Annotated in this window: 15 protein-coding genes; all 15 read right to left on the reverse strand. The window is 46.9% G+C overall.

Annotated elements, in window-relative coordinates; translation table 11 throughout:
- Positions 1-227 precede the first annotated feature (227 nt).
- The 15 genes from cysK to C8268_RS21250 all read right to left on the reverse strand — a co-directional run bounded on the left by cysK (position 228) and on the right by C8268_RS21250 (position 17,736).
- A complete protein-coding gene (gene cysK, locus C8268_RS21180; protein ID WP_106769523.1) occupies positions 228-1,166 on the reverse strand; it encodes a cysteine synthase A in 939 nt (312 codons plus the stop codon).
- A gap of 235 nt (positions 1,167-1,401) precedes the next feature.
- Positions 1,402-2,349 (reverse strand): peptidyl-prolyl cis-trans isomerase, encoded by a 948-nt coding sequence (locus tag C8268_RS21185; RefSeq protein ID WP_106769524.1) that lies wholly within the window; start codon positions 2,347-2,349, stop codon positions 1,402-1,404.
- Between the two features lie 22 nt (positions 2,350-2,371).
- On the reverse strand, positions 2,372-3,256 hold the full coding sequence (hslO, locus tag C8268_RS21190; RefSeq protein ID WP_106769525.1) for an Hsp33 family molecular chaperone HslO: 885 nt from the start codon (positions 3,254-3,256) through the stop codon (positions 2,372-2,374).
- Positions 3,257-3,369: 113 nt separating this feature from the next.
- The gene (locus C8268_RS21195; RefSeq protein ID WP_106769526.1) at positions 3,370-4,134 is read right to left on the reverse strand and encodes a type III pantothenate kinase; all 765 of its coding nucleotides are present in this window, start codon (positions 4,132-4,134) and stop codon (positions 3,370-3,372) included.
- Positions 4,131-5,006 carry a carboxylating nicotinate-nucleotide diphosphorylase gene (nadC, locus tag C8268_RS21200; RefSeq protein WP_106769527.1) on the reverse strand — a complete coding sequence of 292 codons (876 nt, stop codon included), beginning with the start codon at positions 5,004-5,006 and terminating at the stop codon, positions 4,131-4,133. The genes C8268_RS21195 and nadC overlap by 4 nt, the downstream gene beginning before the upstream one ends.
- The gene (gene nadB, locus C8268_RS21205; RefSeq protein ID WP_106769528.1) at positions 4,996-6,612 is read right to left on the reverse strand and encodes an L-aspartate oxidase; all 1,617 of its coding nucleotides are present in this window, start codon (positions 6,610-6,612) and stop codon (positions 4,996-4,998) included. Before nadB ends, nadC begins: the two co-directional genes overlap by 11 nt.
- Positions 6,613-6,648: 36 nt before the next feature.
- On the reverse strand, positions 6,649-7,587 hold the full coding sequence (gene nadA / locus C8268_RS21210; RefSeq protein WP_106769529.1) for a quinolinate synthase NadA: 939 nt from the start codon (positions 7,585-7,587) through the stop codon (positions 6,649-6,651).
- 238 nt (positions 7,588-7,825) lie between these two features.
- The gene (ftsH, locus tag C8268_RS21215; RefSeq protein ID WP_106769530.1) at positions 7,826-9,880 is read right to left on the reverse strand and encodes an ATP-dependent zinc metalloprotease FtsH; all 2,055 of its coding nucleotides are present in this window, start codon (positions 9,878-9,880) and stop codon (positions 7,826-7,828) included.
- A gap of 94 nt (positions 9,881-9,974) precedes the next feature.
- On the reverse strand, positions 9,975-10,514 hold the full coding sequence (hpt, locus tag C8268_RS21220; RefSeq protein WP_106769531.1) for a hypoxanthine phosphoribosyltransferase: 540 nt from the start codon (positions 10,512-10,514) through the stop codon (positions 9,975-9,977).
- A gap of 62 nt (positions 10,515-10,576) precedes the next feature.
- A complete protein-coding gene (gene tilS, locus C8268_RS21225) occupies positions 10,577-12,013 on the reverse strand; it encodes a tRNA lysidine(34) synthetase TilS (protein ID WP_106769532.1) in 1,437 nt (478 codons plus the stop codon).
- Positions 12,014-12,090: 77 nt separating this feature from the next.
- The gene (locus tag C8268_RS21230; RefSeq protein ID WP_106769533.1) at positions 12,091-13,005 is read right to left on the reverse strand and encodes a serine/threonine protein kinase; all 915 of its coding nucleotides are present in this window, start codon (positions 13,003-13,005) and stop codon (positions 12,091-12,093) included.
- Positions 12,989-13,729: a vWA domain-containing protein gene (locus C8268_RS21235; RefSeq protein ID WP_106769534.1), complete on the reverse strand. Its 741-nt coding sequence runs from the start codon at positions 13,727-13,729 to the stop codon at positions 12,989-12,991. Before C8268_RS21235 ends, C8268_RS21230 begins: the two co-directional genes overlap by 17 nt.
- Before the next feature lie 222 nt (positions 13,730-13,951).
- Positions 13,952-16,462, reverse strand: coding sequence for a stage II sporulation protein E (gene spoIIE / locus C8268_RS21240; protein ID WP_106769535.1), 2,511 nt, complete (start codon positions 16,460-16,462; stop codon positions 13,952-13,954).
- Between the two features lie 345 nt (positions 16,463-16,807).
- Positions 16,808-17,272 (reverse strand): S1 domain-containing RNA-binding protein, encoded by a 465-nt coding sequence (locus tag C8268_RS21245; protein WP_106769536.1) that lies wholly within the window; start codon positions 17,270-17,272, stop codon positions 16,808-16,810.
- 122 nt (positions 17,273-17,394) lie between these two features.
- Positions 17,395-17,736 (reverse strand): FtsB family cell division protein, encoded by a 342-nt coding sequence (locus tag C8268_RS21250; protein WP_106769537.1) that lies wholly within the window; start codon positions 17,734-17,736, stop codon positions 17,395-17,397.
- Positions 17,737-17,742: the final 6 nt, after the last annotated feature.

Consider the following 17,742-nt stretch of genomic DNA (forward strand, 5'->3'; position numbering starts at 1 on the left):
ACTGTATCCTGTCACACTTGAAAACCCCAAAACCATCCCTTTCCCAAAAATTTAATAGAACGGTTCACCTTGGCAAAAACGAACAAAAGAAGAAACGCCTTAAACATCCTACAACAAGGATGACAAGCGTTTCTTTATCAGCAACTATTCCTATATTTCAAAAAAAGCCTCCAATGTTTATTACATTGAAGGCCGTTACAACAATACCTGCTCCTTAGCAGAGCGGATTAAGACTCAAAGTTATATAGCGGGGTACTCAAGTAACGCTCCCCATTGCTAGGGACGATCGCTACTACTCGCTTTCCCTTGCCCAGTTCTTTAGCAACCTTAAGTGCAGCGTGAACAGCAGCCCCGGAAGAAATTCCTCCAAGAATACCTTCTTCTTTCGCTACTCGGCGCGCTGTTTCAAAGGCATCATCGTTCTCGATATGAATGATTTCATCATAGATTTCCTGGTTCAAAATTTCAGGTACAAAGTTGGCGCCGATCCCCTGAATTTTATGAGGGCCTGGTTTACCGCCAGCCAGAATCGGGGAGGCTGCAGGCTCCACCGCATAAATTTTAATGTCTGAAAAAGCTTCCCTCAGCACTTCACCAGCACCTGTGATGGTCCCGCCTGTACCAATACCTGATACAAATGCATCCAATGTACCGCCGATGGATTGGATCGCTTCTACAATTTCAGGTCCTGTCGTTTCCCGGTGGATTTTCACGTTAGCCTGGTTTTTGAACTGTTCAGCCATGAAAAACCCTGAATTTTCCCGCAAAATTTCTTCCGCCTTCTTCACCGCACCGTTCATACCTTCGGCTCCCGGTGTAAGCACCAACTCCGCCCCAAAAGCACGAAGTAGATTTCGGCGCTCCATACTCATCGTTTCAGGCATCACGATCACAGCCTTATATCCTTTGGCCGCAGCAACCATAGCCAGACCAATACCTGTATTGCCGCTGGTCGCTTCGATAATTGTATCCCCCGGCTTTAACCGTCCTTCTTTCTCAGCTTCTTCTACAATACTGATCGAAATCCGATCTTTCACACTCGCACCCGGGTTTTGATACTCGAGCTTCACATAGATCTCTGCACTGTCCTCCGGAACGATCCGATTCAGGCGGACAAGCGGTGTTTCACCGATCAACTCTGTTACACTGTTCACAACTTTAGCCATAAAGAAGCCTCCCCTTGATTAGCGTTAATTCAATATATCGGGTGATCTGGTTGTATCTTTCCTTAATATCCGAGTAATTCGCTAGGTTTTTATATATTCATATTAACAAACCTTATTAATCCTTGTCAATCATAAGGAGAGCCAGCTTTTGGGAAAGCCTGCATCGGAGTCGATAACATATATTAAAACAGACCTTTGCAGCAAGGGAATCTCTTTCGTTGCAAAGGCCTGTTTGTCAATTATTATGCTGTACTTCAGGAACACCTGCCACAATACGTGCTCCATACTTATCCCGCAGCTGGCGCTCAAGCTCGGTTAGCGAAACGGCCTGCTCCAACGCGAGCTGTTTACGTACCGTCTCCCGGATTAAATTCTCATCCGGCGTTTCAGGAATCAAAATATCCTCAACATATACGACCCCATAACTGTCTTCCAGATCGATCGGACCGGCGATATCTCCTTTGTCCAAGGTTAGCACGGTTTCCATCAACGCCTCCGGCTGAAAGGGATCGTCTTCTTCAACATACCCCAGTCGGCCGCCATGATCGCGGGTAAATTCATCAATCGATACTTCAGCTGCAAGATCAGCGAAAGATTCACCGTTCTCTAACCGATCCAGTACGTCATTTGCTTCCTTCTCCGTCTCTACTTTAATGATGGATAGATTGAACTGCCTTTTCGGACGGAATTGATCCGGATGCTGTTCAAGGTATTGATCTATTTCCGCTTCATCAACTTTAACGTCTGCTGTCGCTATTTTTTCCAAGGTAAGCCGATATTTCGTATCTGCCATCAGCATTTCTTCTGACAGACCAAGCTGCTGCTTCATTTCCTTCAGGAATCTCTCTTTCGAACCATATCCCTGACCGATCCGTTCAAGCTCCCGATCGATCTCCTCAGAAGTCACTGTAATGCCAGAAGCCTCAGCCTCCAGAGCAACCACCTGACGGTTCATCATCGTAATCAACATTTCACTGCCATAGCTTTCCTTCAGCTCTTCAATCCACTCTGCCTCAGTAATCGCCTTGTCTTGTACAAATGCAACTGCAGGCGAATGTTGTTCAGTTTTTTTATTCCCCTCCTGAAAAAGAACGCCCGAGAAAAATAACCAGCTTCCCATAAATATCAAACCTGCAGTCAAGACAATGACGGTTACCCATAATCCCTTCTCTTGTCTCGTCATTTCGGCTGCTCATCCCAATACCTTAAGATTTGGCCCGCTCTAATACGGATTTTAGCTCGTCTTCATTAAATTTATACACTTCATTGCAGAAATGGCAGGTCACCTCTGCCTGCCCGTCCTCTTGGATCATCTGTTCCAGTTCTTCCTGGCCCATGCTGATCAAGGCACGCTCGACCCGATCATAAGAGCAGTCGCAGTGAAAATGCACTTCGCTTTCCTCCAAAATACTTACATCAGGTAAAATACGGCGTAAAATATCTTCAAGCTCCAGTCCTTCCTCAAGCAGTGTTGTCACTGGTGGAATCTCGCTTAATGCTTTCTCCAGCTCCGTAATTTCATCATCAGTCACCCCAGGTAGCAGCTGAATGATAAATCCGCCTGCGTTAGCTACAGTATAATCAGGAGACACGAGAACTCCAAGGCTGACAGCGGAATTGGTCTGCTCTGATACAGCAAAATAATACGTAAAGTCTTCAGCCAGCTCACCCGATATGATCGGTATACTTCCGCGATAAGGCTCCTTAAGCCCCAGGTCTTTGGTGACATGGATATACCCGGTTGTTCCAACGGCTGCAGCCACGTCCATTTTGCCTGGTCTAATGTTCGTCATTTCTACATGAGGATTGTTTACATAGCCTCGAACTTCTCCTCGTGCATTCGATTCAGCCGCGATCAACCCGATCGGACCATCACCGCGAACTTGAATACTGAGTCGTTCATCCCCTTTCAGCATATACCCCATCATGGCAGCAGCCGAAACCGTACGACCCAAAGCAGCTGTTACGACGGGAAATGTATCATGTCTGCGCCGTAAATCCTCTACCAGGTTCGTCGTGCGTACCGCAAAGGCTCTTACTCTGCCCCCCATCGCCGTTCCCCGGAGTATACGGTCTTTATGCTTGTCCATCTTACAGCCTCCTTGTTCTCTTGTTGTAGAAAATTTAGTAAAGACCCTTATTATATATAACTCTTATCCTTGTCTATTTGTTTGAATATGCCCAAAATTTATGAACAGCAAAATCAATTACGTTCGTAAATGATTCGGAGTCCTTCCAATGTGAGCATAGCATCAACCTGGTCAATAGAGTTTGATTCACTGGCGATGAGCTCTGCCAATCCTCCGGTTGCAATCACCTTCACCTTGTCTGAACCCATCTCCGCTTTGATCCGTTTTACAAGCCCGTCCACCTGGCCGGCATAACCAAAAATAATGCCTGCCTGCATCGCATGAACCGTATTTCGGCCGATCACCTTTTTAGGCTTCTCCAGCTCAACTCGAGGAAGCTTGGAAGCCCGCTGGACGAGCGCTTCTGTCGCTATGCCGATTCCAGGTACAATCGCGCCTCCCAAATAATTACCCTGGCTGTCGATACAGTCAAACGTCGTAGCTGTCCCGAAGTCTACAACAATGAGCGGGCCCCCATACTGCTCTACAGCGGCCACCGCGTTGACAATGCGATCCGCTCCGACCTCCCTCGGGTTTTCGTAACGGAGGTTAAGCCCCGTTTTAATTCCCGGGCCCACAATGAGAGGAGCTTTTTTAATATACTTAAAACACATTTCTTCAACGACACCCACCAGCGGGGGAACAACTGAAGAAACGATGACCCCTTCTATTTCACTTGCCGAAATTTTAGACATTTGAAACAGATTATGAATTAATACACCATATTCGTCTACCGTTGATTGACGTGAGGTACTAATCCGGAAATGATGAAGGAGCTCTTTTCCTTGATAAATACCAAGTACAATATTTGTATTTCCAACGTCCACAACTAAAATCATGATGCTCCGCCTCCCTTCTTGGCGTTTAAATCTAAGCTGATATCCAAGCTGTTAAAGGAATACGTCAGCCGTCCTACAGAAATAACATCCACACCCGATGCCGCTATCGTACGTACGGTGTCAAGTGTTACATTCCCGGAAGCTTCAGTCGTTACATGAGGTGCGCGGGCTTTAATCCGCCGAACTGCTTCAGCCATCATCACCGGGTCCATATTATCCAGCATAACTATATCAGCTCCGGCTGTCACAGCTTCCTCAACCTGCTCCAAGTTTTCTGTTTCTACTTCAATCTTCATCGTGTGCGGAATATTGGCTCGCGCACGGCTAACTGCCGGAGTGATACCCCCAGCCCCTTTAATATGATTATCCTTGATCATGACCGCATCATGCAACCCGAACCGATGATTAGCGCCACCGCCTATACGAACTGCATATTTCTCCAACATTCGATGACCAGGCGTTGTTTTGCGAGTATCCACCAATCTTGTGGGCAGCCCCTCAAGGGCATCTACAAAAGCCCTTGTCTTCGTAGCAATCCCCGATAGCCGCTGCAGTAAATTAAGCGCAAGCCGCTCACCTGTCAAAATTCGGTGCGTGCTGCCCTCGACCTCCGCCAACACGTCTCCCTTCTTCACCCATTGTCCATCGCGTACAAGAGCTTTAAAGGACAAGTTCTGATCTACAATGCGAAAAACAAGCTCCGCAACCGGCAGACCGGCCACAACCCCTGCCTCTTTAGCATGGATAATCGCTCTCGATTCATGCCCTTCCGGGATCGTTGTCATCGTTGTGATGTCGCCTGATCCGACATCCTCTTGAAGCCAAGCCCGAATATTAGCTGCCAAGCCCTCGTTATATCCATTAAACATCATCACTGAATTCCTCCATCATTCCTTGGCCCCGAACATGGACAATATGTTTGCGCCAGCCTTCATTATCCTGCTGAGGGAAATCCTCACGGTAATGGGCTCCCCGGCTCTCCTCGCGGCACAGCGCCCCCTGGATAACCAGCATCGAGCTCGTTAGCATATTCGCAAACTCATACTCCTCCCGCTTTGACAGCACAGAATGAAACAGCGGCAACTGGCGGTTGAGGTCGTCCATGGCCCGAAGCAGAGTATCTTTGCTGCGGCGCAGACCGGCATACCGAACCATAACCTTTTGCAGTTTAAGGCGCCGGGCAACGATCGCCTGACAAGGCGCTTCCTTACGCTGCCAGCTAAACGATAAAGATAACGGCTCTACGGACGCCTTTGGCAGCCGTCTGATCTGGTTCACGATTCTTCTTCCATAAACCAACGCCTCGGACAGTGAATTGCTCGCCAGCCGATTAGCGCCGTGCACACCGGTTGATGATACTTCCCCGCAAGCAAACAACCGAGAAATACTCGTTTCACCATTCAGGTCCGTCTTGACGCCTCCCATCATATAGTGTGCAGCAGGCGACACGGGAATCCAATCCGTAGTCAAATCAAGACCATAACGCATACATGTTTCATATATAGTCGGAAAGCGATGCTTCACCATCTCCGGCGATTCATGTGTAATATCGAGATAGACAAATGTCGATCCCGTATCTTCCATTTCACTCACAATGGCCCGGGCAACGATGTCACGCGGTGCAAGCTCAAGTAGCTCGTGATATCGCTCCATAAAACGTTCGCCTTTTATATTTCTCAGATAGGCTCCTTCACCGCGAACGGCCTCCGAAATCAAAAATCTCGGTGCTCCCGGATAGCTGAGCGCCGTCGGATGAAACTGTATAAACTCCATATCTCTGATCTGGGCCCCGGCGCGGTAAGCCATAGCCACTCCGTCTGCTGTAGCAACCTCCGGGTTGGTTGTATAACGATACAGCTGTCCTGCCCCTCCAGAGCATAACACTGTTGCCTGTCCTCGCACAAATACAAGACTGCCGTCCGGCATTTGTACCAAAACACCCAGACACTCGTTGTCCTGGGTAATCAGGTCAATGACAAAATGATCGTCCCAGACCGTCACATTCGGAATAATTTCTACCTGCTTGGAAAGTGCCCGAACAATCTCATAACCGGTCGCGTCCCCATTCGCATGCAAAATACGCCGATGGCTATGCGCTCCCTCCTTCGTTAAAGCGAGTGCTCCATTTTCCTCATCAAACGTTGTACCAAGCCGAATCAGTTCCTGAACACCCGCTGGTCCTTCATGAACGAGCACATCAACAGCAGACGAAGAACAAAGTCCTGCTCCGGCAAGCAAGGTATCTTGCCGATGGTAAACAGGGGAATCGTTTTCCGCTGTTACTGCGGCAATCCCCCCTTGAGCATACCGTGTATTACTCTCCAAAATGGTTTTCTTGGTGATCAGCAAAACTTTGCGGTCCGCACTTCCTTCAATCGCTGTATACAACCCGGCAATACCGGAACCCACGACGATGACATCCGTTTCAACGACTTTTAAATCCTGTAGATCAAAATCGATCAAATATTGCGGTATCATGTGACTCACCTGTCTTTTAGCGAAGAGTAGCGCATGCTACTTCACTTGTAACATGCGCTCTAATGAAATTCTGGCTTTTTCCGCGACGACCGGCGGCACATAAATTTGCGGTTTCATCGTCTCCAGACATTTGACCAGCTTTTTTAAATTATTGACTTTCATATTAGGACATACGAGAAATTTGGTAGCAAAATGGAACGTTTTCTCTGGGCTATCCAGACGAAGTTGGTATCCGGTTCCATCTTCCGTGCCTACAATAAACTCCTGGCATGATGACTGTTTGCAGTACTCCAGAATAGCGGTCGTGCTGCCTACAAAATCACCCATAGCCACAACTTCCGGACGACACTCCGGATGAACCACAAATTCGGCATTCGGGTACTTGGCTTTCATCTCCATCACATCTTTGACGGTCAACATATCATGCGTGTTGCAATAACCTTCCCAAATAATAAGCTTCTTGTCCGTATGCTGCTGAACATAATGGCCTAGATTTTTATCAGGAACCCAAATGATTTCATCAGAATCGAGCGACTGAATCACCTTTACCGCATTGGAAGATGTGCAGCAAATATCAGTCTCTGCCTTAACTTCAGCAGAAGAGTTAATATATGTAACAACTTTGGCGTTCGGGTGCTGTGCCTTCAGCTTGCGCAGACCATCGACATTAACCATGTCAGCCATAGGGCATCCCGCACGTTCATCAGGTATAATCACTGTTTTATTCGGTGCTAAAATTTTTGCACTCTCTCCCATGAAGTGGACCCCGCAAAACACGATGACATCCGCATCGGTCTGGGCCGCCTTTTGGGCTAGTAAGAAAGAATCTCCCCGAAAATCAGCAACCTCCTGAATTTCATCCCGCTGATAATAATGAGCCAAAATAATAGCATTGCGTTCCTTCTTCAACTCCATTAATCGCTCGCGCAATTCGCGGTTTTGCTCCGCTTTACGCTCTAGCGCCAAAGCTTCCACAAACGATCCTCTCCCCTTATGAATTACGGCCATGGCCGCTGGTAAAACAGATCTTCCCAGACGCTTTTGCTCTTGTTTCCCTTGTGAAAAGAAGTACCTTTTGTTTATCACTTAATGTACACAAGGTTCGAAAGACTGTCAATGTGACAACAAACACAAAAAGAACCGGAAAACGAATGATCGTTCTCCGGTTCTTTATTTTTATTCGCTATGCGATGTTTTTAGCATTTTTTCAAAATCATCTGCCGTTGTTGTTGTCCGAGCCATCTGGAGGTGTTTTCCCATCCGGATCATTAGTGTCTTGGTCTTGACGATCCAATGGATTGTTCGGAATATCTCCTTCAGAAGTTGGACGCTCGTCATCTTCCTTGCCTTGAATCCGTACACGAACATCCCCGATGTTATCGATAACCGGTTCGCCGTTTTCGGATGGCTCCTGACCGCTTTCACCTGAATCTTCGCTCAGTTCACCAGTTTCAATCAATTGCTTGATCTGCTCCAGTTCCAACGTCTCTTTCTCAAGAAGAGTGTTCGCAATCAAGTGAACCTCTTTGGAATGTTTGGTCAGCAACTCTTTACACTTCTCATAACATTCGTTAATGAAACGCTGCATTTCCTGATCGATTTCATAAGCGATCTGGTCACTATAATTCTGCTCGTGTCCGATATCGCGGCCCAGGAACACTTGACCTTGCGACGTTCCGAACTGCATCGGTCCGAGCTTCTCACTCATACCATATTCCACAATCATGCTGCGGATAATGCCTGTAGCTTGCTGGAAGTCACTGTAAGCACCGGTTCCAATTTCCCCAATGAACAGTTCCTCCGCTACACGGCCGCCAAGCAAACCGGTAACACGGTCCAGAAGCTCTTGCTTCGTAACCAGCATACGGTCTTCTTTCGGCATCATAATAACATATCCACCCGCACGGCCACGCGGAATAATCGTTACTTTATGAACCATATCAGCATGCTCAAGGAAGTAACCAACGATCGTATGACCTGCTTCGTGGTAAGCCACAATGCGCTTCTCACGGTCACTGATCACGCGGCTGCGCTTCTCAGTACCTACGATAACGCGGTCAATCGCTTCATCCACCTCGCGCATGGAGATATCTTTACGGTTGCGGCGTGCAGCAAGCAATGCCGCTTCGTTCAAGAGGTTCTCCAAGTCCGCACCGGTAAATCCAGTCGTCCGTTTTGCAATGATGTCCAATTTAACATCCTTCGTCAACGGCTTGTTACGCGCGTGTACTTTCAACACCGCTTCGCGGCCCCTCACATCCGGACGGTCAACCGTAATCTGACGGTCAAAACGACCTGGACGAAGCAGCGCTGGGTCGAGAATATCCGGGCGGTTTGTCGCAGCTACGATAATGATACCTTCATTAGCTCCGAATCCGTCCATCTCAACGAGCAATTGGTTGAGCGTCTGCTCACGCTCGTCATGTCCGCCGCCAAGTCCGGCGCCACGCTGACGACCAACTGCGTCAATCTCGTCAATAAAGATAATACAAGGCGCATTTTTCTTCGCATTCTCAAACAAATCACGAACACGGGATGCACCGACACCAACAAACATTTCAACGAAGTCTGAACCTGAAATACTGAAGAACGGTACTCCTGCTTCGCCTGCGACTGCACGAGCAAGGAGGGTTTTACCGGTACCCGGAGGTCCTACAAGCAAGACACCTTTAGGAATACGAGCACCTACAGTGTTAAACTTCCGCGGATCTTTCAGGAAGTCAACGACTTCGACAAGCTCTTGCTTCTCCTCATCTGCCCCGGCTACATCCTCAAACGTAACCTTTTTCTTCTCTTCATTATACAGACGGGCTTTGCTCTTGCCAAAGTTCATGACTTTACCGCCGCCGCCCTGAGCCTGATTAAACAGGAAGAAGAACAGAACGAACATGATAATGAGCGGTATGAAGGAAGACAACAGGGTCAACCAGACACTCTGACCTTCCATTTTCTTAACGGTAAACCTGATGCCGTTCTGTTCACTCGCCGTAACGAGTTCTTCCATCGCAGCATCTGTAGCAGGGATATATGTCGAGAAGTTCTCAGACTTATTCTCCTTGGCAGTTTTATATTTACCGGTCACAAGATATGCATAACCGTCAAATTGAGCCGTTATTTCTTCTATGTTGTTGGCCTTGATTTCCTGCCGCAGTTCATCATACCTAGGGGTCTCGGCTGCTTCGTTTCCATCTGTAACGAATTGTACGATGCCCACCACGACTAAAAATAGAATCAAATAAAAACCAGAATTCCGGATGAACCGATTCATCCCCTACCTCCTCTCAAAGACACATTAGATATTTTACCACAGCCTGTCTGACCATCTCAACAATACGGGATGGACAGCGCAATCGGCGCAGCAATTAGTTGCTGTAGATCTCCGGCTTTAAAATCCCGATGTAGGGGAGGTTCCGGTAATGCTCGGCATAATCAAGTCCATAACCTACAACAAACGCATCCGGAAGAACAAAGCCGGTATAGTCTGCCTGCAGGTCTACTGTCCGGCGTGCCGGTTTATCAAACAGAGTTACTACGGCAATAGACTTGGCCTTACGGTTCTCAAGCAAGTCAATCAAATAGCTGAGCGTCAGTCCACTGTCAATAATATCTTCGACAATGAGTACGTCTCTGCCTTCAACAGATTCATCCAAATCTTTAATAATTTTAACAACACCAGATGATTTCGTTGAAGCACCGTAGCTCGATACAGCCATGAAGTCCAATTCAATCGGTACCGTAATGTTTTTAACCAAATCTGCCATAAAAATAAACGCACCTTTGAGAACACAAATCACTAAAGGATTGCGTCCCTCATATTCTGCGCTAAGTTTTTCCCCTAATTCTTTAATTTTAGCCTGCAGTTCTTCTTCGCTGATGAGCACTTCTTGAATGTCATTTTGCAACTTGAGTGAACCTCCTACGTGTTTATACTATGAATGTTTAGAACGGGCCATTCCCGTTTTCACTATTCTTCCGCATCCACCAGTTCCATGCGGAGAATACATGTTGTATGCCGGCCTACAGCGGCGTGAACAGAGCGTCTTACCCCCGGAATCCAGACGATGCTGCCTGAGCTGTCGCACACCATGGGGATGAGAGAACGAACAGAAGGAGGGACTTTCTCATCAATGAGAATATCTTTCACCTTTTTGCTGCCGTTTAATCCCATGACCTTCATCTTGTCTCCGGGCTGCCTGGAGCGAATGGTTAGAGGAAAACGAAGTTGCTGTGCATCAAATGAAGCTGCTTCTGAGGCCAGCTTGAAACCGTCCCTCATTTCCTTTCCTTCCACAATCGAAAGCTTCAAGACCTTTCCAATTTCCGGTAATTCCAGTTCTGGACTATCGGGGGAATGCAGTTGATATATGTATTTCCCCTCAGTTGCTGGCGGCTTGGAACGAAAGCTTACTTCTTCGTATTCACGGAAACAGGTCAAACCTGCTCCTAAATCCAAACGCCAATTTTTCCTTTGATCTTGCAAAATTTTTCGGCGGACCGTCTCGATCTTGATGAAATCCGTATTTTCCTGGTCTGCCGACAGATAATTTAATATTAGTTTAATCAAACGTCGTTGTAAAGCGACATGTAAGCCCAAAAAGGAAGGCGCGTCAAAAGACAGCCTTCCATCGATCTTTCTCACAAAAGAACGGTAAGCATCCTGAGTGGAACGCTCCATAAAATCATCCTCATCACCGATCACCTCAGCCAACTGGGTGAGTGAGGAAGAAAACTGAGCATTATATTGCTCCAGGAAAGGAAATACCTCCAGTCGAACAGCATTACGCCGATACTTCGTCAGCATGTTGCTGTAATCGATCGCATAAGAATAACCGCGTTGATCGCATAATTTTATTAAATCCGCCTTGTTAATGCGGAGAAACGGTCGAATCAATTCCACATTTTCTTGAGTCCTCTTAATTTTTATACCGGCAAGGCCAGACGGACCAGTTCCGCGAAGCAGACGCATGAGCACCGTCTCTGCTTGATCATCTGCATGATGGGCCAAAGCAATAGAGTTTGCCCCATACTTTCTTGCTGTTTCAAATAAGAATTCGTATCTTTTGTCACGCGCTGCCTCCTGACCTCCTTTTCCGCTGGATTTCATATAGGCAGGAACATCAATATAAGCGGTTTCCACAAGGATACCTAGACTCTCAGCAAGCTCTTGGACCATAATGGCCTCATCGTCGGATTCCTGACGAAAACCGTGATGCACATGAGCACAGATTAGCTTGAGCGGTATATGCCGACTTGAAATCTCATGAAGAACATGTAATAGAGCTACCGAATCCGGGCCCCCTGAAACAGCCACAATAACAGTGTCGCCTTCATTCCAGAGATCCTTTTCAGCTGCCACATCCATTACATTCTCAATGATTGATTTCAAATAATCCTGTTCCAATTTCATTGTCCCCTTTTTTATACCCGGTAAACTAGCTGTATGCATTGTGCTCTTTCAAACTTCTGCAAAACTTCCATTCAAGTCCGAAGGAACAAATAAACAGCGCAACCTAAAATAATAAGTGACATGATAAAAGAGTTTTTAAGCCATAGCGGTGTTGTCCCCTGTTTATGATCCGGTCGGGATGGAGCATATATCGTACTTTTCCAATGGTTCACCGCTTCCCGTGAACCCGCGAATTCACCCGCAAGGGCTCTCTTTAGCCAATCGGCGTATGGTTTAAGCTGCGGGCTCTTTCGCAGTGCTGCCTGAAGATCCGAAACGCTGCGAAGCTGCGGCAACTGTGCCGAGGCCGTTCTTAGGACCCCTTCATCCAATAGCTGGATACACATCACGGCAAACGAGAACAAATCATAAGCTTCATCGCCAGTACGACTTCCGGCATTCCAGTAACCCCTGTCGTACCATTCCGTAAACTGCTTCACGCTCCGGCCGACTGCACTAACACCACCGTAATCGATTAGCTCCACATGGCCATAATTGGAAACCATAACATTCTCAGGTTTAAGATCACCAAAAACAAATCCGGATCGATGCAGTACAGAAAGCTTCTGTAACAGCCTAAGCCCTACAAGACCCAACCATTCTATTCCCCGAGCACGTATGAAACGCTGAAGCTGGCTTCCCTCGATATAACGCATAACATAAAAAGGAACGTCTCCGCTGTCATCCTGATGATCATCCGCTTCCACCAGATAATGATCGGACATCTGCTTTTTTAACATTTTAAGCACATTGATCTCCGACTGAAGATCAAGTGTATCGTAACCTACTTTTAAAGCATAGCGCTCCCTGTGTCCGGGTCGCTGTACTAAATAAACTCGGCCGTTAGCCCCTTTGCCTAACATCCGCTCCACGATGTACCTTTTCTTCCGCCATTTCCCAGTAATTACGGTTCCCGGCGGATATCCGGGTTTAGACAACGTAGTCACCGAGCATCCCTTCCCCTTGGCCGGCATCATCCTGCCATGATTGATTATCTTCTAGTGTACCATATCGGTAATAATCAATCACCTTTAATAATGCTGGACCTGTCGGGGTAGCACCCTTCATCTGCAAGCGGTGAAACAATCCTTTTACACCGTCCAAATCAGTCGTCCAATCTACATCCTTGACGACATCCTCCCCGCTCCCGCGTCCGGGAAAGTGAAATACCGCCAACCGGCTTGTGCCTGCACGTGCTTTTAAGCTGAGCATCAGATCTCGAATAGCCTCTTCAACGGCGCCAAGCTTTGGCTTCATGCTTGCGCTTGTATCAATCAGAAGCGCTACCTGTAAAGGTGAGGTCTCGGCGAGCTCATCCACAACTTCAACCACCTGTGATCGCTTCTCCGGCGCCAGATCCTCAATGGTGCCTTCTCCTAATATCAGCTGGATCTCTTTGTTCACAGCCTGCTGAATCGTTTGAACTACCGTTTTGCGAGTCATCATTTGCATCGTCTGGGCAAGCTGCCGGGTTCCGACTATCCGATGAATACCTCCCCCGGCCTTTGCAATCTCTTGAATTTCCAAGTTGCCAAGCTCGCCTATCGTTCCGTAATCAAGCACACCGACAACATTCACGATAATCCCGTCCTGCAATGCATGTGCTGCTGCCATGATCGGGCTTGGACCCACATTCGAACAACCGTCCGTAATAAGTAAAATTTGTTTCATTTTCTACTCGCCTCCCGCATCACTTCTATAAACTATCGTACTTGTTCTCTATCATTCCCTTTTTTATAGAGTTCAAACGATAATTTTAAAAGAATAGACGAAAGAAAGAAGACATACTCTTAAAGCGATTTGTTCTAACTCCCCCTCCATTTCCCGGGCAATGCTGCCTTGAAGTTTTCTTGCTATACATAAACGGATCAAACAGCTCTTTAGTTCACCTGATCAGCTAACTGTAAGGGGACGTTCCATTCGATCAAAGCCTGGCACATGAACATTGGCCCATTCTGGATGGAAATGATCCACACGACCGACCACAACGGTCATATCATCATGAATTTGATTTTGCTGATAACGTATTACCTTCTCTAGTAAACAATCTGCTATTTCCTGAGGGTCCGTACTCTCCACCTCCTGTATCATTCGCTTCATCCACAGCTCCTTGTTTACAGCATAACCCGGCGCATCGTAAATCCCGTCCGTCATCATAATAAGTACATCTCCTGCCTGAAGCTGCAAAGATACTAGGTCGATCTCGATATCTTGAATAATACCGATCGGCAAATTGCTTGCCGTTATCGGAATAACTTCATTCCCCCGCTTAATAAAACTCGGAGTTGAACCTATTTTCATAAAAGTAGTTTGTGCTGAATATTGATCAATCAATGCCATATCGACTGTTGCATAAATTTCATCTGGCGAACGCAGCATCAAAATCGAGTTGACCGATTTAATCGCCAGCTTCTCATCCATTCCAGACTGCAGCAATTGCTCCAAAATATTAAGTGCCGAGCTGCTCTCCATTCTCGCTCTCTCTCCATTACCCATTCCATCACTTAATGCGACAGCAAAAGTGCCGTTTCCGAGCTCAACCGTACTGAAGCTGTCTCCTGACAGCATATCTCCTCCTTTAGCCGCTGCGGCCACACCCGTTATAATTTCATAAGACTTGGCTGAACCAAATCGCACAGTCATAAGCCCATTACGCGGATGAGTCATCATCTCATCCATAACGGCTATATGTTCGCCGAGAATATCCGAAAGTAGCGGGGCTATAATTTTTCGGCATTCATCGTATCCCCGGGTATAAGCATGGATGATCTCAATTTCTACATGACCTGAATCCAGGCTGATAATATCAATACCTTGAATCGATAGTCCAAGATGTTGCAGCGCCTCACGAATTTGTTCTTCCTGAATGTACATCGTCTGACTTTCCCGTTTGATCTCCCGCGCCAAATCCTCCATAACCTGCGAAACACCCGACAGCTGTTCTGCAACCAATAAACGGCTATCGAATATTTGTCGCTTCCACTGCATATCATGTTGGTATAAGTGATATTGCTGCTTCAGTACATTCAGTACCTCTTCTTTCTTTCCACATATCTTATCCCATGCCGGCGGCAAATCCTTGGCTTCAATTTCCGGATTTTCCTCAATCGATGTCATCATATCCGTCATATACTTGTAGGTCTGATAAAACTTTGCATCCCAGCAATGATTCCGTTTAAAGCAGGAAGAGCATGCTCCTTCGGCAACCTCATCCATAAAATGATTGATTTCCTCCGTTTGTTTGCCAGGAGGCTGCATCGTTCCGGACGTTTGTCCAAAGCTTTGTGAAAGCTGACGGAAAACTTTAGAAAATTGAGTAACCCGTTCTGCTGTTAAATCCCGAACACGTTTCGCATATTCATGCTGTGACTTCGTATGGTCCTGAGTTCCAGGAATATATTTGCCAATAGCCTGCATCACACCTTTAGGTGTAATGAAGAACAGCGCGATCGCTGCGCAGGTTTCCCAAGTAGACATCATCACCTCATTCGGCTTATTAAAATAGATGGATAGAATCGTTGCACCGAGCAGCATTCCAAGCGATACACCGCCTTTCTTGCCTTCCCGAAGCATACCAGCTAGCATACCTGCAAATGCCAGCAGACTCATCTGAGCAAATGCCGAGATGTCTGCCAAACTGAGAATTAATCCGGTAACTACACCGACAGAAGCGCCTAACGGAGCCCCACCCACTAAGGCAAACAACAGAATTAAATAACGTGACAAAATATGTTCAACGGATAACCCCTGAATGACCCAGCCTACAGCTCCTGTCATCACGGAGGCGAGCAATATGATCAGGCAGAGAATCTCCTCGTTCTTTAGTACATAATTTTTTTTACGAAAAGTTAGCACCGGTATGGCTTGGATAAATACCAAAGTAAGCACAAACCCAAGCAGTGAATCCAGTGTCATCATCATCATCCCGTACCAGGTCATTGACGGACCAACCAGCAGAGCAAACAAGTTAACGACGAAGGTAGACACAAACACCATCATCGGTGCGTAAGACAGTTCCGCCCGTTCATACGTCTCAAGCCCTCTAAGCATAAAATAAAACAAGATCAGCTCCGCTGGAACCATAAACATAGAAGGTCCTGTTGAAAACAAGCTTCCTGCCACGACTGCAATACCCACTGGAAGCAGATAATCTCTGCGCATAAATGCAATCACTGCAAAATAAGCAGCTGCGAATGGCGATAACTCATTCAGTATCGTAGCTTTTCCTAATAAAAATCCCATAAACGTCAGCAAAATCAACCATTTTTTCGTGGCCAGCAGTTCGATGGGTCGCTTCACGAAGGAAATTTGCCCAATCCGTTCTGCCAAGCGAGCACGAATAGCTCCCGCTCCTCCTTTTGCCGACTCTGTCCCCGGAAACATAACTACGTTTCTTTTTTCCATCACCCTGGCACCCCATTCTCACGAATTTATTGGCCTTATTATAAAGCCATGAACCGGGAAAGTTTGTCAGAACACCGGACATGCCAAAAAGAAATTTCCGACAAAAAAGCCCGCCCCCCGCGAAAACTAGGGAGAGGCAGGCTGAGCCCTTGGTGTATTCCCTTTTATGCGGAGCCGCCATTCGCATAAATAGGCGATGTGATTCCCGAATTGGGGCGCCTAACATGAATTCATTGGTGTTTTCATAGCGTAAATCGCGTAGGAACCTGTCGTCCCTTGCACCTGCACGACAAAAAAACCGCAGAAGGTAATTTCCCTCTGCGGTAACTTTCTATATTTATCGAATTACATCCGTTTGGCTCCGCGTCCGCCGCGTTTGCCCTCTGTATTCTTCTTAAGCGAAGAAATTCGTTCTTCACTATCTTTCAAGAAGCGTAACATTTTATCCTCAAATGAAGGCTTATTGGCCGCAGGCTTAAACGGGCGTCCGCCGCGATCACGGTTATATCCTCCACCGCCACCTCCGAATCGTTCTCCACTACGCTCCGGTCTTGAACGACTTTCGGAAGCCGGCTTGTCAACAGCTTGCTTGATCGATAGGCCGATCTTGCCGTCCTTGTCGACATTAATCACCTTCACGGTGACGACATCGTTGATCTTCAAGTGATCGTTGACATCCTTAACGTAGTTGTCGGCGATCTCCGAGATGTGAACGAGACCCGTGACACCTCCTGACAGATCCACAAATGCTCCAAAATGCGTTATGCCTGTCACCTTGCCCTCTAACTTGGTGCCCACTTCAATTGCCATAGAATAAAATGATCCTCCCTTAAAAATATACAGCTGATTTTCTTAAATCTTGCTGTGGTGATTTGATTATACGATAATGACCCAAAAGAGGTCAACAGACGTATGTCATGGCTTCGCTAGCATTATTCGCCTGATTGCTGCGGCGGAATAATCGGAACTTCATTTGGCGGATAAAGTCCGAACTTCTTCCTCGCGATCTGACCGATATATTCAGGGTCCTGCAATCGTTCGACCTCAATACTTAGCTCGTTCCATACCTCTTCTACAGCCTTCTGCTCTGAGCGTTTCTCTGCCAGCGTTGCACTCTGGTTTTGGATTTGAACATTTTGAGTCCAAAGCGATGAACCTGCCCAGATCAAAAACAGCGTCATCATCGTCATATATATTCTTCTACGCCGAATTGCGCCTTTGTTCTTTACTGTCTTTTGGGGAGCCTGCTTCGATTGTTCAGCAAATCTTCCCATGACTCA

It is taken from the genome of Paenibacillus faecalis, from assembly GCF_900289175.1.
In the GTDB taxonomy this organism is placed as follows: domain Bacteria; phylum Bacillota; class Bacilli; order Paenibacillales; family Paenibacillaceae; genus Paenibacillus_AQ; species Paenibacillus_AQ faecalis.